The sequence below is a fragment of the Microcoleus sp. PH2017_28_MFU_U_A genome (genome assembly GCF_020738035.1).
In the GTDB taxonomy this organism is placed as follows: Bacteria; Cyanobacteriota; Cyanobacteriia; order Cyanobacteriales; family Microcoleaceae; genus Microcoleus.
This window is the reverse complement of sequence record NZ_JAEQCX010000082.1, coordinates 20727-42528: the sequence shown is the minus strand read 5'-3', so window position 1 is coordinate 42528 and position 21802 is coordinate 20727. Positions and strand designations below refer to the sequence as shown.

Annotated in this window: 26 protein-coding genes; 10 read left to right on the top strand and 16 right to left on the bottom strand. The window is 44.5% G+C overall.

Annotation, left to right across the window (positions count from 1 at the left end):
- Positions 1-305 precede the first annotated feature (305 nt).
- Positions 306-1313, top strand: coding sequence for a CHAD domain-containing protein (locus tag JGK14_RS20680; RefSeq protein WP_293192706.1), 1008 nt, complete (start codon positions 306-308; stop codon positions 1311-1313).
- Positions 1314-1381: 68 nt separating this feature from the next.
- On the opposite strand, the gene JGK14_RS20675 is transcribed toward JGK14_RS20680, so the two are convergent.
- Genes JGK14_RS20675 through JGK14_RS20665 form a run of 3 tightly spaced genes read right to left on the bottom strand, consistent with a single transcriptional unit; the run spans position 1382 to position 2199 of the window.
- Complete coding sequence (locus JGK14_RS20675; RefSeq protein ID WP_293186203.1) at positions 1382-1534, bottom strand: hypothetical protein; 153 nt, start codon at positions 1532-1534, stop codon at positions 1382-1384.
- A complete protein-coding gene (locus JGK14_RS20670) occupies positions 1503-1844 on the bottom strand; it encodes a helix-turn-helix transcriptional regulator (protein ID WP_293198913.1) in 342 nt (113 codons plus the stop codon). Before JGK14_RS20670 ends, JGK14_RS20675 begins: the two co-directional genes overlap by 32 nt.
- A gap of 43 nt (positions 1845-1887) precedes the next feature.
- Positions 1888-2199, bottom strand: coding sequence for a type II toxin-antitoxin system RelE/ParE family toxin (locus JGK14_RS20665; RefSeq protein WP_325315425.1), 312 nt, complete (start codon positions 2197-2199; stop codon positions 1888-1890).
- Between the two features lie 312 nt (positions 2200-2511).
- Between JGK14_RS20665 and JGK14_RS20660 the strand changes: the two genes are divergently transcribed.
- Complete coding sequence (locus tag JGK14_RS20660; RefSeq protein ID WP_293198915.1) at positions 2512-2649, top strand: type II toxin-antitoxin system HicB family antitoxin; 138 nt, start codon at positions 2512-2514, stop codon at positions 2647-2649.
- A gap of 36 nt (positions 2650-2685) precedes the next feature.
- Here JGK14_RS20660 and ruvC read toward each other — a convergent pair whose 3' ends face one another.
- The 3 genes from ruvC to JGK14_RS20645 all read right to left on the bottom strand — a co-directional run bounded on the left by ruvC (position 2686) and on the right by JGK14_RS20645 (position 5840).
- Positions 2686-3219, bottom strand: a complete 534-nt coding sequence (gene ruvC, locus JGK14_RS20655; RefSeq protein ID WP_293186193.1) for a crossover junction endodeoxyribonuclease RuvC — start codon at positions 3217-3219, stop codon at positions 2686-2688.
- A gap of 324 nt (positions 3220-3543) precedes the next feature.
- A complete protein-coding gene (locus JGK14_RS20650; RefSeq protein ID WP_293198916.1) occupies positions 3544-4143 on the bottom strand; it encodes a glutathione S-transferase family protein in 600 nt (199 codons plus the stop codon).
- A 230-nt stretch (positions 4144-4373) separates the two neighbouring features.
- Entirely contained in the window at positions 4374-5840 is a 1467-nt protein-coding gene (locus tag JGK14_RS20645; protein WP_293192669.1) for an aminotransferase-like domain-containing protein, read from the bottom strand.
- 557 nt (positions 5841-6397) lie between these two features.
- Here JGK14_RS20645 and JGK14_RS20640 point away from each other — a divergent pair.
- Positions 6398-6637 carry a hypothetical protein gene (locus JGK14_RS20640; protein ID WP_293186188.1) on the top strand — a complete coding sequence of 80 codons (240 nt, stop codon included), beginning with the start codon at positions 6398-6400 and terminating at the stop codon, positions 6635-6637.
- A gap of 319 nt (positions 6638-6956) precedes the next feature.
- On the top strand, positions 6957-7865 hold the full coding sequence (locus JGK14_RS20635) for a DMT family transporter (protein WP_293208594.1): 909 nt from the start codon (positions 6957-6959) through the stop codon (positions 7863-7865).
- An 85-nt stretch (positions 7866-7950) separates the two neighbouring features.
- Here JGK14_RS20635 and JGK14_RS20630 read toward each other — a convergent pair whose 3' ends face one another.
- On the bottom strand, positions 7951-8919 hold the full coding sequence (locus JGK14_RS20630; RefSeq protein ID WP_293186186.1) for a glycosyltransferase family 2 protein: 969 nt from the start codon (positions 8917-8919) through the stop codon (positions 7951-7953).
- 55 nt (positions 8920-8974) lie between these two features.
- The gene (locus JGK14_RS20625; RefSeq protein ID WP_293186185.1) at positions 8975-10912 is read right to left on the bottom strand and encodes a hypothetical protein; all 1938 of its coding nucleotides are present in this window, start codon (positions 10910-10912) and stop codon (positions 8975-8977) included.
- A 168-nt stretch (positions 10913-11080) separates the two neighbouring features.
- On the opposite strand from JGK14_RS20625, the gene JGK14_RS20620 reads away from it, so the two are divergent.
- Complete coding sequence (locus JGK14_RS20620; RefSeq protein WP_325315420.1) at positions 11081-11671, top strand: TenA family protein; 591 nt, start codon at positions 11081-11083, stop codon at positions 11669-11671.
- A gap of 169 nt (positions 11672-11840) precedes the next feature.
- On the opposite strand, the gene JGK14_RS20615 is transcribed toward JGK14_RS20620, so the two are convergent.
- Positions 11841-12989 carry a mannosyltransferase family protein gene (locus JGK14_RS20615; protein WP_293192663.1) on the bottom strand — a complete coding sequence of 383 codons (1149 nt, stop codon included), beginning with the start codon at positions 12987-12989 and terminating at the stop codon, positions 11841-11843.
- 96 nt (positions 12990-13085) lie between these two features.
- Positions 13086-14381, bottom strand: coding sequence for a pentapeptide repeat-containing protein (locus JGK14_RS20610; RefSeq protein WP_293187109.1), 1296 nt, complete (start codon positions 14379-14381; stop codon positions 13086-13088).
- Positions 14382-14500: 119 nt separating this feature from the next.
- On the opposite strand from JGK14_RS20610, the gene JGK14_RS20605 reads away from it, so the two are divergent.
- Positions 14501-14956, top strand: coding sequence for an aspartyl protease (locus JGK14_RS20605; protein ID WP_293187110.1), 456 nt, complete (start codon positions 14501-14503; stop codon positions 14954-14956).
- Between the two features lie 237 nt (positions 14957-15193).
- Here JGK14_RS20605 and JGK14_RS20600 read toward each other — a convergent pair whose 3' ends face one another.
- Positions 15194-15706, bottom strand: coding sequence for a DUF1648 domain-containing protein (locus JGK14_RS20600; protein WP_293187111.1), 513 nt, complete (start codon positions 15704-15706; stop codon positions 15194-15196).
- Between the two features lie 101 nt (positions 15707-15807).
- On the opposite strand from JGK14_RS20600, the gene def reads away from it, so the two are divergent.
- From def to JGK14_RS20585, 3 genes are all read left to right on the top strand, one after another.
- Positions 15808-16368: a peptide deformylase gene (def, locus tag JGK14_RS20595; RefSeq protein ID WP_293198921.1), complete on the top strand. Its 561-nt coding sequence runs from the start codon at positions 15808-15810 to the stop codon at positions 16366-16368.
- Positions 16368-16568 carry a hypothetical protein gene (locus tag JGK14_RS20590; protein WP_293187114.1) on the top strand — a complete coding sequence of 67 codons (201 nt, stop codon included), beginning with the start codon at positions 16368-16370 and terminating at the stop codon, positions 16566-16568. The genes def and JGK14_RS20590 overlap by 1 nt, the downstream gene beginning before the upstream one ends.
- 248 nt (positions 16569-16816) lie before the next feature.
- Positions 16817-17305, top strand: coding sequence for an FHA domain-containing protein (locus tag JGK14_RS20585; RefSeq protein ID WP_293198923.1), 489 nt, complete (start codon positions 16817-16819; stop codon positions 17303-17305).
- Positions 17306-17316: 11 nt separating this feature from the next.
- Here JGK14_RS20585 and JGK14_RS20580 read toward each other — a convergent pair whose 3' ends face one another.
- Both JGK14_RS20580 and JGK14_RS20575 read right to left on the bottom strand, forming a co-directional pair.
- Positions 17317-17943 carry an RNA-guided endonuclease InsQ/TnpB family protein gene (locus JGK14_RS20580; RefSeq protein WP_325315419.1) on the bottom strand — a complete coding sequence of 209 codons (627 nt, stop codon included), beginning with the start codon at positions 17941-17943 and terminating at the stop codon, positions 17317-17319.
- Positions 17944-18395: 452 nt separating this feature from the next.
- Positions 18396-19022, bottom strand: coding sequence for an IS607 family transposase (locus tag JGK14_RS20575; protein ID WP_293221015.1), 627 nt, complete (start codon positions 19020-19022; stop codon positions 18396-18398).
- A 53-nt stretch (positions 19023-19075) separates the two neighbouring features.
- Between JGK14_RS20575 and JGK14_RS20570 the strand changes: the two genes are divergently transcribed.
- On the top strand, positions 19076-19990 hold the full coding sequence (locus JGK14_RS20570; RefSeq protein ID WP_442921468.1) for a PrsW family intramembrane metalloprotease: 915 nt from the start codon (positions 19076-19078) through the stop codon (positions 19988-19990).
- Positions 19991-20024: 34 nt separating this feature from the next.
- Here the strand turns inward: JGK14_RS20570 and JGK14_RS20565 are convergent, their stop codons facing one another.
- From JGK14_RS20565 to JGK14_RS20555, 3 genes are all read right to left on the bottom strand, one after another.
- The gene (locus tag JGK14_RS20565; RefSeq protein ID WP_293192659.1) at positions 20025-20657 is read right to left on the bottom strand and encodes a PEP-CTERM sorting domain-containing protein; all 633 of its coding nucleotides are present in this window, start codon (positions 20655-20657) and stop codon (positions 20025-20027) included.
- 109 nt (positions 20658-20766) lie between these two features.
- Complete coding sequence (locus JGK14_RS20560; protein WP_293192657.1) at positions 20767-21447, bottom strand: PEP-CTERM sorting domain-containing protein; 681 nt, start codon at positions 21445-21447, stop codon at positions 20767-20769.
- Positions 21448-21475: 28 nt separating this feature from the next.
- Positions 21476-21766, bottom strand: a complete 291-nt coding sequence (locus JGK14_RS20555) for a hypothetical protein (protein ID WP_293192654.1) — start codon at positions 21764-21766, stop codon at positions 21476-21478.
- Between the last annotated feature and the right edge of the window lie 36 nt (positions 21767-21802).

Genomic DNA, 21802 nt, shown 5'->3' with positions numbered 1-21802 from the left:
CTTACGAATGGGGACAAGAAACCCCCTTTACGATCTCAGAGACGTAGGGTGCGTCGCTACGAAGAATTCTCGCCCTCCACCGGGCTGCCAGTCAACGACGCACCCTACAATTTATAACGGGGATGAATAACCCGGATTTGGTATTACTAAATGCTGACTTTGGATAAATTGTCAAGCACTTTACATTAAGATTTATTATTGCTGTGGTTCATCAATGAAAAGTGTGTGCTAGGATTTAAAACCTTATTAGAAAAGCCTTGAAATCAAAATTAAAGTCGATCGCGAAAGTGGACTCTACATCAACCATGAACGTAAAAACATCAGCAAAAGTCAAAACTCTCGGAGACGCAGCCTCTAGTGCGATCGAGAAATATTTCCGCAAAGCAGTAGCGCACGAGGCTGAAGTTCTCAAAGACAAAGATGCAGAAGAACTTCATCAAATGCGAGTCGGAATGCGGCGTTTGCGATCGGCTGTAACGGGTTTTGCTCCGGTTTTAGACTTGCCAAAAGCAGCTTCTGAACGCAAAATTGGTAAGGTGGGGCGGATTCTGGGAACGCTCAGAGATTTGGATGTGATGCTCGAAAGTCTCCAAAACCGCTATTACCCGAATTTGCCGACTGACGAACAGGAAGTTTTGGATGAGGCTTTGTTGAGTTTGCTCAAACAGCGCCGTCGGGCTTTGAAACGGGTGAGGGCTGTTTTGGAACACAAAAGTTACCAGTCGCTGAAAGAGTCGATCGAGAATTGGGTAGAAAAACCGCAGTTTCGGGCGATCGAACATTTGCCAATTGCTGAGGTTTTGCCGGATTTGCTGTTACCTCAAGTCAGCGAATTTTTCCTGCATCCGGCTTGGCTGCTGGGCACCGAATATCAGGATGGCAAAGTTAAAGTTGCTGATGATTTGACTGCTGAGGCTGTGGAAGAAAAGCTAGCAGCGGAGGGAACAATTCTGCACGATTTGCGGAAGCAAGCTAAGCGGGTTCGCTATTTGATGAATCTGTTTGGCGATTTTTACGGCCCGACTTATGAAGCTTATGTCGAAGATGTAAAAGCTGTTCAGGAATGTTTGGGCGATATTCAAGACTGTGAAGTTTTAGGGGAGTTTCTGACAGATTTTGTCGATCGCGATTTGCAAAAAGAGTTGCCGAAACTGGCTGGTTTGTTCGCAGAAAAACGCTACGGGGCTTGGCAAAAATGGCAGGTTTTGCAGCGCAAGTATTTGAAATCGGAAATTAGGCAAGATTTGCGATCGACCTTAATTCATCCTGTGGTTGATGATGCTGCTAAGGTGCATTCGCCACACCCAAATTAGGTTTTTTGCTTGCAGACAGCGGGGATTAGAAGCCGGACACGGCATTACCGTGTCCCTACAAATATGACCTAAAATAACAGATATTCGTAGGGAAACGGCACTGCCGTGTCCTTCATCGTGTAACTCAAGAAAGGGCGATCGCTCTTGCGGATGAAGTTAAAGAAAGGGCGATCGAACTTGAATGCTAACTCAGTTAAGAGGAGATATCTGTGAGGAAGCACTGTTAAGGATTACCTCAGCAATGTCTTGACGTGTAGCACCAAAGGTGAGCAAAGTGCGAACAAGAAGATCGAGGGAAGCGGAAGGATCGCCAGATTCCATTTTAGCAACCCTTGACTGGCTAGACTTAATTCTTTGGGCAAGCTCGTGCTGCGTCATCTGTTGGCTAATCCGGTTTTGCTTGATGGCTTTACTAAGTGCAAGTTTCATTTCGATGAATGCTGTTTCTTCTGGCGAAAGTCCGAGAAATTCCTCTACAGTGCCAATAGTCCATCCGGCTGCTTCTAAGCGTTGGCGTTTAGCTCGATCCATAAAAATACCTTCCCGATATCAATTCAAATTAGGTCGTATTGTTTCAGTCATATTGTTTCAATCGTTTTTTACATTTTTCTATTATAAATTTCGGTGTTTTATTTGTGGTTTTGTTAAATACATCTAAGAGAATAATAGCATCTACATCAATTCGATAAATGATGCGCCAATCCTTGCTTGTCTCTGAATCGCTTATACGCAGCTCGTGACAACGCTCTCCGATGCTTGGCATAGGACGAGATAATGGCATGGATAGGTTTTCGCCATCCTGTAGCTTTCGGAGCAGAAATCCAGCTTGAATACGCGCATCAGTAGAAAAGGGGGGTGTTTTTACTTCACCACTAAGCCAGACAATGGGTTTACTTTCTGAATCTACTATCTATAGTTTAGGTTATTTTAGATTAAATGTCAAATCAGACATAGTGGCAATATACCCGATATCATCAAAGATTGTCAAAGCCGTAAAAATCGCCTATGGTGTTGGATCGACATAGTTAGGAATACTCAAAAAAAGAGCGATCGCACTTTGGGAAGGAAAAGGGCGATCGCCCGATTTGCCAAAATAATGATTAGAGTGAAAACTAAGTAAGCATCGTAAAAAATATGCCTCGTATCTTTACAACAATGTATCTTTACAACAATCGTTTATTGGGGAAAAGATATTTATGTGGCAGAATGCCCTGAAGTGGGAACAGCTAGCCCGGGTGAAACTATTGAAGAAGCGATCGCCAATCTGAAAGAAGCAACAGAACTCTATTTAGACGAATTCTCTTCATGTCAGATTTGTTATTTCCTACCTTCCTAGCATACCTGGGATTGTATTGCTTTGCAAGCTCTTAAATCAAATTTTTCCAGTTTCCAAGGGTATTTTTTTCGGACAAATATCATCATCGTACCAACCAGTCAAAGCCACCGCCAAAGCATCTGCCGCATCATCAGGTTTCGGAATATAACCCAACTCCAACTCCCGCGCCACGGCCTCTTGCACTTCCGATTTATCAGCATTGCCGCGGCCAGTCAAAGCTTGCTTAATTTGAGCAGGCGTAAACTCAAACAGCGGCACTCCGCACTGAGCCAATACTAGCGTCAAAACGCCCCGTGCTTGGGCTACAAGTATGGTATTTCCCATTTTGTAAAAAAACAGTTTTTCGGCAATTGCTAAATCTGGTTTTACCTCATCAATTACCGTGTGCAAATCTTCATAAATTGTTTTTAGGCGCTGTCCCATTTCCTGCTTAGGCGTTGTTTTAATCACGCCACAATCAATCAGGGAAACGCTATTTTCGTCTTGTTTACCGGGGATAATATGACAACTAATCGCGCCGTAACCGAGATTTGCCAAGCCGGGGTCTAATCCTAAAATTCTTGTCTTCATTCACAATTATTTATTTTTTGTCTCGTGTTAAACCCGATTAATTACACCCGAAAACCTTGCGTAAAGATTCTCGGTTTCAATTATTATATCCTTCAATATAAAGTCCGGCAATCTGTTTAAATTATACAACAAAATTCTTGATTGCGACGATAGTTTTATGCTTTTATTGGACAATATATTGGATTAATATAATACGATCAATGATAGTATTCACAATTTTACTTCTTTATTTAAATACTACAAAGCAAAAATAAGCGTCGATTCATAGGAGACTTTATGGCATTATACTTACATTGTAATGCCAGAATGCAGCCAACTGCAATCTTAATCTGTAATGCTAATATATCGAGGCTGATTCTTGATTCGCTCTATCCAAGTTTGAATTGCCGGAAACCCCGTCAAATCAAATCCGCCTTCGGCAGCAACGTGAGTGTAAGCAAATAAACCGATATCAGCAATAGAATAGCGATCGCCCACAAAAAACTCATTTTTTTCTAAATGCTGTTCCATCACCCCCAAAGCAGCATAACCCGGTGCTTGTTTCTGTTGCAGTGCTGCTTGATATTCCTCAGCTTTCCCTGTCAAATACCAAAAACGAGAAGTTGCAATAAAAGGTTCGTGACTGTACTGTTCAAAAAACAACCACTGCATGACTTGAGCGCGTTCAAATTTATCGCTGGGGAAAAACTCAGTTTCTTCGCTCAAGTAAAACATAATTGCATTCGATTCAAAGAGAAATTTACCCGGTACAATCTCTAAAACCGGAATGCGGCCATTGGGATTTTTGACCAAAAATTCGGGTGTGCGACTTTCTTTTTGGAGAATATTAATTTCTGTGCGATCGAAGGGAATATTGAGCTGAGTTAAGAGCAAGCGAACTTTATAGCAATTGCCTGAGGGCGAATATTCGTAGAGTTTGAACATAAGTATTCTTGTTTTGAACTAACCGCAGATTAGACAGACGAAGAGAAGCATAAAAAAGAAAGAGAGAGAGATTAATATATCCGACAAGGATTGCGATATATAGCCTTTCTCAGAAAGATGAGGTATGATTATAAATGGAGTTTTTGATGCGACCTCGCTTACTATATAATAAATATAAGAGGGCTGAAGCCCAACAACGTACCTTACTTTTTTGAGAACCGCTATATCATTCATACTGCTTTCAAGCTTGATATCATATGTCGCTGGAGTAACTTACCAACAATAGCGATACCCCGTTCAATTTCTTCAGGCAAAAGAGAGAAATTCAATCGCATTGCTGGATAGCCTTTGCGATCGGGAAAAAATGCTGTACCGCAAGCAATCAAAATACCCTGAGATAAAGCCTCTTGACAAATTTTTTGCACTGACAGGCAATTCGGTAAATGCACCCATAAAAACAATCCACCTTCAGGGACTGTCCAACTGGCTTCCTGGGGAAAGTAACGCTCCAAAGCTTGCAGCATGGCATTTCGACTCTGCAAGTTTTGCATCCGAATCTGATTCAAATGTCGGCGGTAATGACCGGAAGCCAGATATTCACTAACTATAGCCTGAGAAATAGTTGATACGTGAAAATCGTGCAATAATTTTTGTCTCATAATCGCCTGATAGTTGACATCTGGAACGATAATCCAACCAACTCGCAGACCTGGGATTAGAGTTTTCGAGAAAGTCCCAATATATGTTACCAGGTTTTGCTGGTCAAAGGCTTTGATAGGCGCAGGAACAGGCTGAAAATTTAGTCCTTCGTAAGCGTTATCTTCTAAAATGGCACATTCATATTGACTGGCTAATGCTAATAACTGCTGGCGATGAGTTTGAGAAGTTGTCAGCCCAGTAGGATTGTGCAGCGTGCTGATCGTGTAAATTAATTTAGGGCGGTGAGTCTGGAGACAAGATTCTAGGATAGCTAAATTCATCCCTTCTCCAGTCATGGGAATGCCGACAATTTTAGCTCCTATATCTTCTAAAATAGCAAGTGCTCCGTGATAAGTTGGTGCTTCTACAATTACCCGATCGCCAGCTTGGACATAGTGACGCATCGCTAAAGACAATCCCTGCTGAGATCCGTTAGTCAGAATCAATTGTTCTGGAGCAATATCGAGTCCTTGTTGCACCAACATTTGAGCAATTTGTTGCTGCAAAATCGGCTGTCCCCCAGGAAAACCGTATCTGAAGAGTGTATCTCCGGCTTCGGTGACGGCTCGTCTGGCGATTTTTTGCAAGTCTTGCAATCCCCAAGGACGGGGAAAACCCGAGCTAAAGTCAGTAATTCCTGTTTGCGATTGTACCTGAATTGAAGCCAAGAAGCGATCGCAAAAACCGCCTCCATCTTTGTCTGGGACGATCGCATCTTGAAGCGACGGAAAAGCCGTTCCCAGTCTCGGCGTGGGCACTGTTTGATGGCTGACAAAGTATCCTGAGCCTTGGCGAGCATAAATCAAGCTATCTGCTTCTAAAACGCTGTAAGCTTCAATGACTGTCAATCGGGCCACTTGCAAGGTGTTAGCTAGCGATCGAATTGAAGGCAAGCGTTGTCCAGGTGGTAATGTCCCAGACTGGATCAGTCGTCTGAGGCGATCGCGAATCTGCAAGTAAATCGGTTTGGGAGATTGTCTGTCTAGGGGTATTTTCACAGCACATATTCGCTCGTGACACTACAGGGCGATCGCAATTTTCAATTCAATGAAATACAAGACACCGCTCTGCCGTGTCCTAACCGAAAACCGCTATAGCCACACTATAAGCGATTACTCTGTCCAATGGCCCAGTACAGTTTTCAGATATTTTACCAAAACAGTTGGTGGATTGAGCAACTGTACCGATCAAAGTTTCCCAAACCGTATCTTCACAGATTCCAGTTTTTTGATTAAAGTGAATTAATACTTCTATTTGAGAGCAAAATGCTTTTGTAAAAATCGTTTTTTAGGAGTGCGAGTTTAAGAGTTCGCTTGCTCATCTAGCAAGTTGGTTGTGGGAACACAACCTTAGGGATAATTTGCAGTTTTCAAGGAACTTATAGCCCTTCTCAGATAGGTGAGGTATGTTGTTGGGCTTCAGCCCTCTTTGTCTAAGCGGTTATATAAGCTGTCAGTCATACTTCATCTTTTTGAGAAAGGCTATATTTAACCCGTTCCTAGGATATTGAGGGAAAATTTGTGACTTTTTGATTGTTAATTATCAAGGAGATGCTATGCTTCAAAGATATTCCGAATGTGCAGCGCCAGATCGCATAATCCTCATGAAAAACGAGGTGTACAGGTTGCCTCAAAATCATCAAGAAATTCAAGTCTTGTCAGGAATTGCTTGGATCACACTTGACAAACAGGACATCATCTTGCACAGTCCAGAAAAATCATCGCTTCCACCGAGCAAAAACTTTGCTGTCATCTCCGCTCTCAACAATATGCCGCTGATTCTGGCAGTCTGGTAAGACAGTTGACAGTTGACAGTTGACAGTTGACAGTTGACAGTTTGAGAGCGACATCTACCCTTAAGTCCGAGTATTGGAGTAATGAATAGTCTGATTTTAAGGGAGCATCCCAATTTGGTAAAAAGCGTTTTTTACACAGTGCGAGCGTCTCGCTCGTGGCAGGGTTCGCGAGCGAGACGCTCGCACTGCTGCGATCCAAATATACTATTCTGATGCAACTGTCCGCCATCTGAAAGCAAAAATGGGATGCTCCCGATTTTAATTTCTTCTTACGCCTCTGCACTTTGTTAAAAAAACAAGTCTACTTCACAGGTAAAAAATGAAACTACACTGGAAACATCTTCAATTCGATCGAGAAACAATCGGGCTAATTTACGGTTTCCTAGGCGTAGTTGGATTCAGCTTAACACTTCCAGCAACCAGAGCCGCAGTGCAGGATTTAGACCCTATTTTTGTAGGCTTAGGACGCGGATTAGTAGCAGCTATACTAGCAGCAGTTACTTTAAAAATAACACATCAGGCTATTCCCTCTAAACGGCAATTGTGGAGTTTATTAGTTGTCGGATTGGGAGTGGTTGTCGGATTTCCGCTATTATCAGCCTGGGCAATGCAGCGAGTACCTGCCGCCCACGGTGCTGTAGTATTGGGAATCTTGCCATTGACAACAGCAATAGGGGGAGTTTTGCGATCGGGCGATCGGCCATCTTCTCGGTTTTGGGTTGCTAGTATCGCCGGAAGTTTAACCGTTGTTTGTTTTGGAATTATTAGTGGTGCAGGGCAACTCCAAACCGCAGATTTAGCTTTATTTGCATCAGTCATTGCTGCTGCTTTTGGTTATGCCGAAGGTGGGCGATTAGCGAAAACTTTAGGTGGGTGGCAAGTTATCTGTTGGGCATTGATAGTTATCGCTCCCTTCGAGGTTTTGCCTACAATATTTGTGGTTTTAAAACAAGGATTAATAGCTGCACCGACGGCGTGGTTGGGTTTTGCCTATGTGAGTTTTGTCAGTCAATTTGTAGCATTTTTTGCCTGGTATGAGGGGATGGCCATTGGCGGAGTTGCCAGGGTAGGGCAAATTCAGCTATTGCAACCATTTTTGACTATTCTGGCATCCGCTATTTTGCTTGGTGAAACTGTTAAGCCGATCGCCCTAGGCAGCGCTTGTTTAGTGGTAGCCTGCGTCGCAGCGGGTAAAAAAGCATCAATTAAGCAGGCAGCAAATTTGTGATGTGCAGGAAATTTGCGTGGGGCGCGATCGTTTAACTCATAACACAAATTAGACGATTTAGGCAAGATTCGTCAACTGTTGTTTGCTAAGATGATTTTTGTTTGTTTTGGCGATCGGCAAAACCAGCAACTTCAGCCAGCGTATAAAGTGGCCTGCCCTTCACCTCCTCATAAATCCGCCCAATATACTGGCCCAAAATCCCAATACTGACCAACTGCACCGCACCCAAAAAGAAAACCGCCATAATTATAATTGTCAAACCACTTAATGCCGCACCCGGAGAGAAAAGACGCCAGTACAAAACCAGAAAAGCCATTAAAACAGACACCAAAGCCGAAAATAAACCCAAATAAATCGACAGTTGCAAAGGAACCTTTGAAAAAGAGACTAAACCGTTCATCGCCAAAGCAAAAGATTTGCTGAAGGTATACTTAACATCGCCAGCAAAACGCGGATCTCGTTCAAACTTAACCGCAGTTTGTTTGAAACCAATCCAAGCCCGCAGTCCCCGAATGTAGCGATTGCGTTCTGGCATAGCATTGAGCACATCCACTACACACCGATCCATCAAACAAAAATCCCCCGTATCTATGGGAATATCAACATCAGCAAGATTCCGCAAAATGCGATAATACATATAAGCAGGCAACCGCTTAAACCAACCTTCTTGACGGCGTTGAGTGCGCTGAGCGTAAACAACTTGATACCCGAGACGCCACTGTTCTACCATATCTAGAATTAGCTCTGGCGGGTCTTGCAAATCGCCGTCCATGATGACTACAACTTGACCGCTAGAAAAATTTAATCCAGCAGTTACAGCTATTTGGTGACCGAAATTGCGCGCCAAACTGAGGTAACAAATTCGCGAGTCTTGTTCGTGCAATTCTCGCAAAATTTCCAGAGAGCGATCGCGGCTGCCATCATTGATTAAAATTAATTCTACAGCGCCGTCCATTCGATCCATCACAGCACTAATTCGTCGGTACAATTCTGGGAGATTTTCTTCTTCATTATAGATGGGAATTATCAAGGAATACTTAGGTATATTGTTCATCTCAGTTTGTGTTGTAAAATCTGGTGTCAACGGTTAAATCAAATAAATCAAAACTTTATTTTTTCACAAACACGCTCAGCGGCTCCATCGACCATTTTTGTGCGTAAGTTTGATTTTTGAGGACTATCTCTTTTCCTTGTTTGCCGTCATTTTTTGTAGACTGGTAAATTATCGCACAAGGGATAAAACTTTTGTAAGGTTCGGAATTTAATTTTTGCTTGACAACAGGATCGATAGTAGAAATATGTTCAATGCGAGGTGCTGGTTTTCCCGGCTCTGGAAACATCACCCACAAGGGATATTCCCAGGCATTTTTAGCCCAAAAAGAAAGTCCTATATTCGTGCAGTTTTGAGCTTTAACAAAATCTACTGCTGTATTGTAAGCAACCTCGATATTCGGGCGGCTTGTAAAGTAAAGATCGTGTCTGCTGCTATTAAAAATGTTACCATCTCCCACGAGAGGTCTAAAGTTGTTGTGAAAAACCCACGGTAGCGACATTAAAATCAGAATTGCCACCAGATAATTTGCGTTTTTATGATTTGATAATTGCGATACTACCAATCCAAATATTGGCGAAAATAATACAAATATTGACAGGTGATGGCGGCTGTGCCAAGGTTGTAATTTCAGAAGGAAGCAGATAAGTAAAAATGTCATTATTACAGCAATCAAATAAGTTATCACTATTTTTGTTTTTTGCCAAATAGGATTTTTAAGTATAAGTGTAATGCTGGCAAATATCAGCCCAAAGTGAATGGGATTGGTAGCTGTATTTTCATTAAATGAGGGTGTGGCGATCGCAAATACTTGTCCGGGAGGCCAAGTGATGCGTGCGTCGTTTGTCGCTACGCCCAGTATTCTGTGCAGCACGTTAATCACTCCGACAATCGCACCGTTAATCCGGGAAATCCTCGTACCAGCTTGCATACCTAAATTTCTAATGACATTTGACAGGAAAGTTGGCAGAGTAATTGCTTCTATTTTATATTCTTTTGTAAAACTTTCTGGCGCTCCGATCGCATAACCGAACAAATCGTAATTTCGCCAAAAGTGACCGACATTCAATACAAAAGTCACACCGGCTATTATCAAAATAGGTTGCAGCATTTTCCCCCGAAAACCTTGAATTCCTCCTACAAAAAACCAAATAATAAAAGGCAAACAAAATATATAAGCTGTCGTTTTTGTCAAGAGAGCCAGACCCAAACTCGCACCGATTTTGAAAGTATTAATCCCTGTTATTCCTGCCGAGAGTCCAGCTAAACCGCAGGAAACAAAACACACTACCCAGAAACATACAGCATAATCGTTTTGAGTGCTAGAACCCTGAAGGATACCCATCGGCAAAGTCGCAGCAAAGACTGCTGCAAAAACTTGACCCCGCCCATTTGCCCCCAGTTGCTTAGCAATTAAAGAAACTGCGATCGCACTTCCCACCATACTCAACCACTGTACCAAATTAGCAAAGCGATCGCCCCCGGTTAAAATCTGAAAGTGCATAATCGCAAACTCAGCCCCAGGCGGGTGATACAACTGCGGCACGTAAGAAGTGGGATAATGCTCGACACTGCGGTTTTGCATCCAGTGAGCAACCCGACTCATGTGATAAGTCATAGAATCCCAATTGTTAGGCGGTGCAACTACAGCAACTAAACCAACCGCAGCAAAAATAAAAAATACACCGCCTAGCAACCCGACTAATACACTAGAAAATTTCTCCTCTTGACTTTTCTCAAAAATTGGCTTGACAGGTTTAAATTTTAGATAAACCATCAAGCCGAGAATATTTGCTACCAACCACAGCCCAAACACCCACTCAAAAGTCAGCAACCTAAATAAACTCAAAATTTCAGTAGATAAAGCAACTATAACTCCCCAAACAATTGCTGCGGACAAAATAGCACTGCGCCAACACTTATCTATTTTCTGAAATATAAGCCACAAAATGCCCAGAGTCACCAATGGAATCAAGCCAAATATATTTGTTATCATAGATTTTGAGGTGGACTCTAAGACAGGGTACTCAGGGCCCGGAGGCTAAAAACCTGGTTTGTGAGTAGATTCATCGTTGTCTTTCCCCAATATTTCTACGAGAAACCGAGTGATTTCTGTAAGTCATATAACAATTACCATCATAACCACCGATAAATTAAAAAATTCATGACAAGTTCTAACTATCTGTGGCAAGCAAATCAAGACTTAAGCGAAGCTTGTCTGCAACATCCCTTTCTCAGAGGCATTGCTGACGGCAGCCTCCCCCAAAATAGTTTTGCATATTATGTTGCACAAGACGCATTTTTTCTGAGAGCATTTGCTCGCGCTTACAGTATCGCTGCGGCAAAAGCACCCGACTGGGAGGGATTTGAAATCCTCCACAATCTCGGGAGTGGCGTTTTAGAAGAACTTCGCTTGCATCAAGGATATGCAGCGAAATGGGGTGTAAACTTGCAAGAGGCTAAACCGGGAATTGCTACCCGCCGCTACACGGATTTTTTATTAGCAACTGCCTGGGGAAGCGGTGTCGGTTTGACAGTAGCGGCGATGACTCCTTGCTTGCGGTTGTATGCTTTTTTGGGACAGCAGTTAGCCAAGCCTAATATACCAAAACACGCCTTGAGCGACTGGATTGTCACCTATAGCAGCCCTGAGTTTGAGATTTTAGCTTCACGGCTGGAAAGTTTGGTCGATCGCTATGCCGAATCTATACCGGAAGTAGAAGCAACCTATCGCTACGCTATGTTGTGCGATTGACAGTTGACAGTTGACAGTTGACAGTTTGAGAGCGACCTCTACCCTTAAGTCCGAGGATTGGAGTAATGAATAGTCTGATTTTCATTTCTCCCTCACTCGTGTTCCGGCTTTCAACCAATTATTTCTGGTAAATTAAGTTTTTTCAAGAGATGCTCGCCAACTATCGCCCCTAAGCTACCCACAGCCAACCTGCAAATCTGACGGAAACGTACAGCAGAAATATACCAAACAATCCCATCAACCCGTAACCCCAACGAGGCTTAGCTGCTAGCAACAAGCCGAGAGCTATTGAAAGCGGCAGCATACCGTAAGCGTAGCGGTTTACCGATCGCAAAGCTCCGGAATTAAGCAGCAGTGCTAAAGAGCAAAAACCGTAAGTCAAAACAATAGTGGTAAGCCTTTTGTGCAAAAACCATAATAAATAGCCGCTGCCAAAAATCATCACAATTCTACTGATAGCAGATACCTTCAATTTGAGAGCTTGAATCAATACCTCGAACCAACTCGGCTGAACCCATCCCTTTTGAACATGAACAAATGCTAAAGCATCTCCAAATCTAATAGCACAATATATACTAAATGAAAATATCCCAAGAGCGCTAGCCAAACCTGCAAAATAAGCAAGTGGAGGTCTTTTTTCCCTCCAAGCTGTCAGCAAAAAAGCAGGTATCAGTGCTACTCCCGGCCCCCTAGTAGCAGTTGTCAAAGCTCCCCAAACAGCAGCCCAAATATACTCGCCCCTCTCAAAAGATCGCAAAGCAGATGCTGTCAGAAACAGAAACAATCCTTCTGTATACATGACAGTGCAAAATAGCGAGAACGGACACCAAGCTAGCATAGCGGTTGTCCATTTGGCAACACCAGTATCGTATCGCTGTTCTACCCAAAAATAAATCAGCACTAATGCGCCCAAAAATGCAAAAGAGTTGATTAATACCCCTGCTGCGTCCGATCGCATTCCGAGGGTCATCAGCCCCCGAATTAGCAAGGGAAACAGCGGATAGAAGGCAACAGAATGTTGCTCTCCGTCATCGGCGTAGGAGTAGCCTAGGGTAGCGATTTTGGTGTACCATTCGCCGTCCCAATGGGAGAACAACTCCCAGCCACTTTTGGGAATAAAGCCCGCCACAAAAGGCGTTGAGTCCTGAGACTGGTAGAGCAGCGAGTGATGGTACAGGAAGGGGGCAATTAGCTGCATCCCGATCGCAATTACCGATCGGCTCAGCAACCACATAGTAATTACAAAAATTAACCCATCTCTGCTTTTAGTGCCTGCTTGACGCGGACTTACTTCTAGCCCTAAATCAGTATTTGTCATCGCTAAAACAGCGCCAGACTGTTGATTTTAAATACAGTATAGTCGGCTGCCTATCGATCGCCAAATATATACGTAAGTACAGCGGTACTGCTAATTTTAGCGTCCCAGTTTATTGGGAATACCTTCGCAGCCGCCGGGAATAGTCTCTCGCGACTTCGAGCCGCACCAAGCGCAGCAGTAATAGCGCTGCTCGTCCGACAGCCGCTTGACAGCAGTGAAATCAGCACGTTCAACCACAGCGCCGGTATATTCACCCGTTTGATAGTTGGCAAATTCCGTGCGGCTGCGGGGAGATGCCATTTCTGCCGAGCCGTAGAATAATTTGGTGGCTCTCATGTCGGCGCGAACGAGATTGGCGTCGTACAGAATAGCGCGCGAGAGGTTTGCTTTCACTAAATCGCACTTGCTGAGATTGGCTCGGACAAGGTTGGCTTCGCTCAACTCAGTCCACCGTAAATCCGTGCCAGCGAGGTCAGCACCAGCTAACATGACGTTTAAATCGATGACGCGGAGGCCGTGATCTCTGTCTTCAGCGTAGCCACCATCGCCGTCAAGGATGGGGCGGCCTAAAAGCCGATCGCGCTTCAGAGGAGTAATCAGTCTCGACTGCGACAAAAACCGCAGAATTTTCGCTTTACCTTCAGCATCCACACTGCTCATAATTGCAGCGGTGCGGCCTTCGGCGATCGCCCTTTCCTGCGGCCAATCTTCCAAAAACCCTTGCTCGTCAAGGGCTAAGTCGGAAACCCCTTGAAAATAAGCATCAATCGTTTGCTGCTGGGTAATGCGATTTTGCTGAATCGTCAAATCCTTCGAGATCACGTACTGGCGCCAAGCCACGTAAACGCCCAAAATTGCGATCAAAATTTGACCCAAAGCACCAATTAACTCGCCGAGAGCTCCGATAGCATCCCAGTTGATTTGGATGTTGCGGCTTCCCGGTTCAGTATTAGTACCGCTGAGCATCAGCAAGCCCACAATCCCAGCTAACAGCCCGAAGCAAGAGATGATCAGCGTGCGCCAAGTCGGCGGAATTACCTGCACCCAAATTTTGCCCCAACTCGGCCACATCATCCGCAGCGATATGCCGATCGCACCGACGGCGCCTATTAAGCCGATCCAAATGCTATCGTTAGCCAGTCCTACAATCATCGCTGCGATCGCCGCCAGCGTCAGCACCGAACCAGTCATCTCAGCAGTCGTTTGTGCGGGCTGCTGCGGCAATAAAACCCTGCGAGTTGGAGGAGGCGGCGGTAGCGGTTTTTCCGGTTCAGCAGTAGCAACGATTGTCGCTGATTCTGGCGGCACAGTAGGGCTTGCACCGTTAGGGCTTTCTACAGTCACGTTCGACTTAGGAGGATTGGGTTGAGGAGAGTTGGGTTCTGGTGTCATGCGTTGAGGCAAATTCTAACTTGAACAGGTCACTAAAACGATTTTAACCAACTAAGCACGATTCTAGATAGCATTACAATAGAAATATCCAGTAATTACACTCAAAGAGGTAACATAATATGACCCTGGTACTCCCCAATCTTCAAGGCAAACAAATGGGTCAAGTAATCACTACAATCACCGTCACGAATCGTATCGATCTAGTTATGGCAGAACGGGGATTCATTTCTACCGAGGAAGTTCGTTGTGCGGTACTCGACAAAGTTGTTGTCGATACCGGAGCAACTCTACTTTCCTTGCCAGCTCCCATTATTAGCCAACTAGGTTTAAGACAAGTAGGAGAAAGAGATGTAGAAACATCGGCTGGCATCAAAAAAGGTCGAATTTTTGCAGGCGCTCAAATTATTGTAGAAGGGAGAGAAGGTAGATTTGATTGTTTAGAATTGCCCGAAGGCGTTGCTGCTGTTTTGCTGGGCGTGATTCCCATGGAAGAACTAGGGTTAGAACCAGATTTGAAAAATAGACGGTTGCGAGTATTGCCGATGAACAACCAGCAAACATATCTAATGGCTTAGTCAAAAGGTTTGTAGTCAGGACTTTAGTCCTTTCTTTAATGCGGACTAAAGTCCTCACTACAAACCTTTTTATGTGAAAGTTTGTAGTCAGGACTTTAGTCCTTTCTTTAATGCGGACTAAAGTCCTCACTACAAACCTTTTTATGTGAAAGTTTGTAGTCAGGATTTTAGTCCTTTCTTTAATGCGGACTAAAGTCCTCACTACAAACCTTTTTATGTGAAAGTTTTTGCCTACAGCTAGCGAGCTAAATAAGCCCTCCCCAAATAGACCCCAACCGTCGCAAATATCAAAAAAGTCATCCCGAAAACCAACTCTATACTAAACCTTTGAGCATTTCCCAAAGCCACAATAATTTGCTGCCGCACTATAAAAGCAAATAGCCAACAAATCTCCGCCTTCAGCCAAACCAAAAGGCCTCGCCCCAAGAGATATTGTCGGCGCGCATTTTCCTGAGTAATCCGTACCGGATAGTTAAAAGTATGCGGATAGCGCGATACCGCAGTTAAAACCACAAAAATAATAGCAGCCACTGCTGGCAGCATCCAAATCATCACCTTGTCGCCCAAAGCATCAGGCTGCCCCCCCAAGCCGAAGTGAATTGGAATACGATCGGGCAAAACCGCCCAAAACTGTACGATCGGCAAAATCGACACTAAAATCGCGATCGCCCCCGCAAGCTCTACCGCCAATAAAACAGGCGAAAGCCCCAGAGAAATCACCGGCCGTTGGTTTGGTGCATTTCCAGTCATAGCTACTTAAAATTAGATTAATATTGAAAATAATAGTATTGGTTCCCATGTAATCCCCCAACCGCTTTCGTTGGGGGTTTCCAAACATCTCGCGAGGTTTTATGACGGTTCAGGTTTTGGTTGAAAAGAAAAAGTTAGAAAAACCGCCCCTAACAATACACACTTTAGGCGATCGCGTCCTGCGGCAGCCAGCAAAGCGCGTCAGCAGCATCGATGCAGAAATTCGGCAGCTAGTCAGAGAAATGCTACAAACCATGTACAGTGCCGACGGCATCGGTTTGGCAGCCCCCCAAGTCGGAGTTAACAAACAAGTAATCGTACTCGACTGCGAACCCGACAATCCCGCCACACCCCCATTGGTTTTGATCAACCCCACCATCAAAAGTAGCAGCGGCGATATCTGCATCTTGCAAGAAGGGTGTTTGAGCATTCCGGGAGTCTATTTTGATGTCAAACGCCCAGAAGTCATTGAAGTGTCATATCGCGACGAATTTGGCCGCCCGCAAACCCTGAAAGCGACAGATTTATTGTCGAGGGCAATTCAGCACGAAATGGATCACCTCAACGGAGTGCTGTTTGTAGATAGAGTAGAAAACAAGCTCGCACTCAATGAAGAATTAGTCAAGAACAAATTTTCGCCAAAGGCAGTAAAATCAGTATGATGGCAGGAACTCCAAAAAGTGGTTTATTGTTAGCTCTTTCGTGCATCACTGCGATCGCCGCAGTCGGCTCAATCTTTGAGCTGTCTTCGGGAGAAGCTCAACTCGGCAACGTAGTTACCGGCATCATCCTCGCCCTCAGCATACCGCTCACAGGCATATTTTTCTATGCAGCCGTTCAGGATGCCAGAGCAAATTTATGATTAGTCATTAGTCAGCAGTCATTAGTCAGTAGTCAGTTGTTATTTGTTATTTGTTATTGGTGAGTTGTCCTATATTACTTGTTATTGATTCCTAGTTGTTAGGTGTTAGTGGTGAGTTATTGATTGTTACTAATAACTAATAACTGCTCCCCAACCATCAATCACAAATAACTAATAACAAATAACTAATAACTAATAACTGCCAACTGCCAACTGCCAACTGCCAACTGCCAACTGCCAACTGACTGATGACTAATGAAATCGGATTTCTGCGACAAGTGCCCGCCAAAGGCGCTGCGTCCGGGCTAGCGTCCAAGTACCAACTTTCTGAATATGGAGAAGTGGCGATCGGGCGCGATCGCAATTGTCAAATAGCTTTAGAGTCGATCGCCCACGGCATGGTTTCCCGCCGCCATGCCGCAGTCCGTCCCTTAACTCATGGTAATTGGACGAGATGGCAAATTTGCGACCTCAACAGCGCTAACGGAACTTATATCAACGGCCAAAAGCTCGAAGGCTGCCAAACTTTAGAAACAGGCGATCGCATCAGTCTCGGTATTGACGGCCCTGAATTCATATTTGAATCTCCCGCAACCCCAAACCAAACTAAACCCGCATACCCAGCCACAAAAACGGGCAATTTTCCAGTCAGTGAAAAAGACGCTCTCACTTTAACTCAATTATTCCCTGACGGTGTTACGCTGCACAACCCTGGACAAACAGGGCATACGCGATAGCAATACTCTCACTATTGATAGAGAGAGCTCTCGTAGCCGTCCCTCAAAGCTCGAATCATAATGTTTCGAGCGCCGCCCCAATCTCGGTCATGTTCGTGACCGCAGCTAGGGCATTTAAATGTTTTTGAACCACCAAGTTTTGAATGCTTGTGTCCGCACTTGGTGCAAGTTTTGCTAGTGTAGGATTCGTTAACGTCAATAACAACAACACCTCGTTTTTTAGCTGATTGCTTGAGGTGGCATTCAAAACGATAATGCCCCCAAGTGAGCATCTGTCTAGCAGTCTTGGTGCGTAACTTGCGCTTTGACTTAACAACCATTTGTGATGTTTCAAATGTAGGCAGCAAGATGACTTTGTATTGACTTGTCAGGTAATTAACCACCTGCTTGTGACACTCGTCAATCAAGTCGCGAATCCTGATTCTCAACTTGCTTGCAGCTTCTAGCATCCGGCGCTTCTGCTTTCTACCAGCTTTTGACGCACGTCCCATTAGTTTGTCAAGGTGAGAACACAATCTTTGAATGCGTCCAATGTCTGCCTTGCCAAATTCTTGAAATGAGTCACCGTCGTAGCCAGTTAAAAAGGTTCTAACGCCAGGGTCAAGTGCAATTACCTTGTCTAGTTCCTTTGTCCTCACCTCTTCTATCACGCTTGATACAAGCGAACCATCGCTTTTTGTCTCTAATAAGTTGGGTCGCAAACTCGGTCTTTTGAATTGGCTCTGTAGTTCTCAAGCTAAGTCCTTTGACTAGGGATGGAAACCAAGTCTCGCCGTTGAAGTTAACCCTGTGGAATTTGATTGATTGCGATGGTTGACGACAACTCCTAAAACTTGCTTCTCCTTTGACGGACTTGGCTTGTTTCCAGGCATCCCAAGCGTCAAAAATAGCATTTTCTTTTGGGTGGGACGGTGCAGACTTGACCCAATCAGGTAAGTCTAGTCCTAGCACGTAGTCCCTCAAAGAATAAGCACTGGTTATTTTTTCGCCTGCTTTCAAGGTTGCAATAGCCTTGTTGTAGCAGTAACGCGATGCTGATAGCCAAGACTTCCATTTTTGGTGCAGCGCTAACTCAGGATAAACTCGAATCTTAAGTGTTTTGTTGGGCGATCTCTTCTCCTTCTTGTGCCTTGGATTCGACTTGTAACTCCTGCTTGATTTGGTTTTCAAGCCTTCTAATGGAGTAAAGTCGGCTTGAAAAGCTGTGGAGGATTGCGACGATATCTTGAACGAGTTCGGCGTGTGGAGAGAGACTGATTTGGTTGAGAACCACGATTTTGCAGTCAAATTGCTCACAAAGCCATTCGATAATGTCAAATCCGAATCTTGCAAGTCGGTCTTTGTGGGCAACCACAATAATTGCGATATCACCTCGCAGAACTCGTCCCAAAAGGGTGATGAGTCCTTTCCGCCTAAGATTGAGTCCTCCTCCCACTTCCTTAACAATTTCAGCGCCTGGGTAGAGCGCTGATAATCGTTCAACTTGTCGATCGAGGTCTGCTTTTTGAGGTCGGGTAGAGACGCGAGCATAGATAACAGTGGCGCGTCCTCCCTCTGGTTCTGATTCTTTTTTGATGAACTTTTCGATGTCGTACCGTCTTTGACCTGACGGTGTTTTGATTGTGTTGATTTTACCTTCTGCTTCCCATCGTCTGAGGGTTCGGAGGCAAACTCCCAAAGTGTTAGCTGCTTCATTTGGTTTCACGTACTTTGCCATATTAGTATTATGGATCGCCATGTACGCATTGTCCAGTCTTGTCCAATAAATTAATGATTAGAGGCATACCGATCGCCTCCACAGGCAAACAATTAAGTCAAAAAGCCTATTTATATCCAGGTATTGCCACAGTTATCTTTGTCGTGTCGCTGTTTGTGGCCGTCGGAAATCCCCCAGCATTCAACTTTCTGCTGTCAGCCTACCTCGCCGGTGCAGCTTACTACTTTATCTATCAACTGTGCGGCAAACACAAGCCGTGGTGGGTATTGCTTGGTACCGCTTTAGCTACAGTTCTGATATTGCTCAGCCCCTTATTGATTGGATTTATCTTAGTATTTAGAGAAATTTTGCCCGGTCGCTTGCCAGCAGAAGGCGAAGAAATCAGTTTTTTGCCTTTTTTAATCAGAATGTTCTTCGGGGCGGGTCTGATGGAAGAATTGCTGAAAGCCTTGCCCGTTTTGGGAGCTTTGATTCTGGGCAATTTGCTAAAAAATCCGTGGCGCGATCGCATCGGCGTTTGGGAACCTTTAGACGGAATTTTATTAGGAAGTGCCTCAGCAGTCAGCTTTACACTACTAGAAACCCTGGGACAGTACGTCCCCCATATCATCCAAAATGTCACCCTGCAAGCAGGGCCCGAAGCCGGACAATTAGTAGGATTGCAATTGCTCATTCCCCGAATTTTGGGTTCCGCCGCCGGACACATGGCTTACAGCGGCTATTTGGGATATTTTATCGGTTTGAGCGCCCTCAAACCCACGAAGCGCTGGCAAATTTTAGGCGTAGGTTATTTCAGCGCTTCCGCACTTCACGCCTTGTGGAATGCGTCAGGTGCAGTCAGCGTACTTTTGCTAGCATTAGTCGGAGTTTTGTCCTATGCGTTTTTAGTAGCCGCAATTTTGAAAGCCCGGGCTTTGTCTCCCAATCGATCGCAAAATTTTGCAACTCGAATATTTTCCGAAAAATGATTGCTGAGAGCTTAATTGTTAACAGTCGCGCGCGTCAAGCTGCCATTTTTTTCTTGTGTTTCAACCAGCTTAAACCTGCCAGTGCTAAACCTGTCCCTGCAAATGTTATCGGTTCGGGAACTGGTTCGGCTGCGGTATCCACTAGGGAGTAAGAAACCCGCGCACTGCTGATAATTGTACGACCTCTGCCCAAATAACCCTGCCTGTTGCTAACTATTGTCTCACCATACCCCCAGAAATAAGATGCCCACGTACTGATCGCCTCCTCGGTACCCATATACCAGGTTGCCCTGCTCTCAAACTTGATGTAATCAGTCCCTCCTCGTGCCTCTTCTCTCGTCGCATACTCCACACCCGATGCTTGCAGTCCGCGAAAATTCCCTTGATTAAATAAAGCTATAGCCCCTGCTAAATCATAGTCATTTTTATAGACCCTGATAGGGGTGTTAAATCTTCCCTCACCCACTGCAATTTTTTCAGATCCTATTCCTGTCAGTGAGGAATCACTAAACTTAAAAAAACCACTACCTCCACCCTTTTCCACTTGAAAATTGTAGGTAAGGACGGCTGCTTGTGCTTTCTCAACTGCTGCCACTGACACCGCTGCAAAACCTAGAATTGTGCTGGCGATCGCACTTCCGAATCTCTGCCGTTGTTTCCGATTCATAATTTGCCTCTTCGCTACATTAAATTGGCGTGATTTTCTGTGATTGTTGGTCTGATTTTTCTTCTTAAAACCGCCCTTCACTGTTTGTTGTTAAGAGCGATCGCACCCATCATACCGCCCTTTTTTTCTGGGATTTAAACCAACTCAAACCAGCCAGTGCTAAAGCTGTACCCGCAAATGTTAAGGGTTCGGGAACCGGTTCGGCTGCCGTATCCACTAGGGTGTAAGACATAGGCACGTAGTTAAGCTGTTGACCCGCACCTCGGTCTATTATTTGTCTTAATTGACCGCCACTTAAGTATGTAATTAGGATACTACTGTATCCCCAAAACAAAGGTTTCCCATTGCCCATAGCAGGATACATACGCCAAACTGCCGAGCCCTCATATCTAGTATAAACAGGCCCTCCTTCTGCATCCGGAATGTTAGTTTCTGAAATCGAGTAGTCGCCACCGCTTGCTATCAGTCCCTGAAATTCCCCACCCTTGAACTCAGCTTTTGCCCCTGCTAAATCGTGGTATTTTTGAGGTGGCTTTTCTTCATATAGGCCCCTGCCAGAGGGAGCTGTAAAACCATTAAATTGTCCCTCAGAAACTGCTATTTGTTCAGTTTCTCCGCCTGTAAGCGAGGAGTTGCTCAATTTAAAAAAACCGCTCGATCCGGCCACTTGAAAATTGTAGGTGAGGACGGCTGCTTGTGCTTTGTCAACTCCTACCAATGAGACGGCTGCCAAACTTAAAATTGTGCTGGCGATCGCACTTCCTAATCTCTGCCTTTGTTTTTGATTCATAGTCGGCCTCATCAGATTTTACTTAAGTTTAGTTTGTTGCTGACAGCGATCGCCAGTAAGTATGCCCATTCTTAACATAAATTCTTTTCAATTCAAAGATTGCCCAATCTAAATATCGAATTACTACGGATGGCATTTTTCCGAAATTTGTATTATTTGTTACTTGTTGACTGGGAATTTTTTGCCCAAACAAGAGAAATGTTCGATCGTCCTGGAAAAATATGCCGATCGGTTTGTATTGTGGCGATGTGTCGGGCGATTCACGATCGGGATAACTAGGCTTCACAGATTCAATTTCATATCTTAGCGATTTTGTCAATACGCCATTCCCTGAAAAGGGATCGGGTTCCTACTG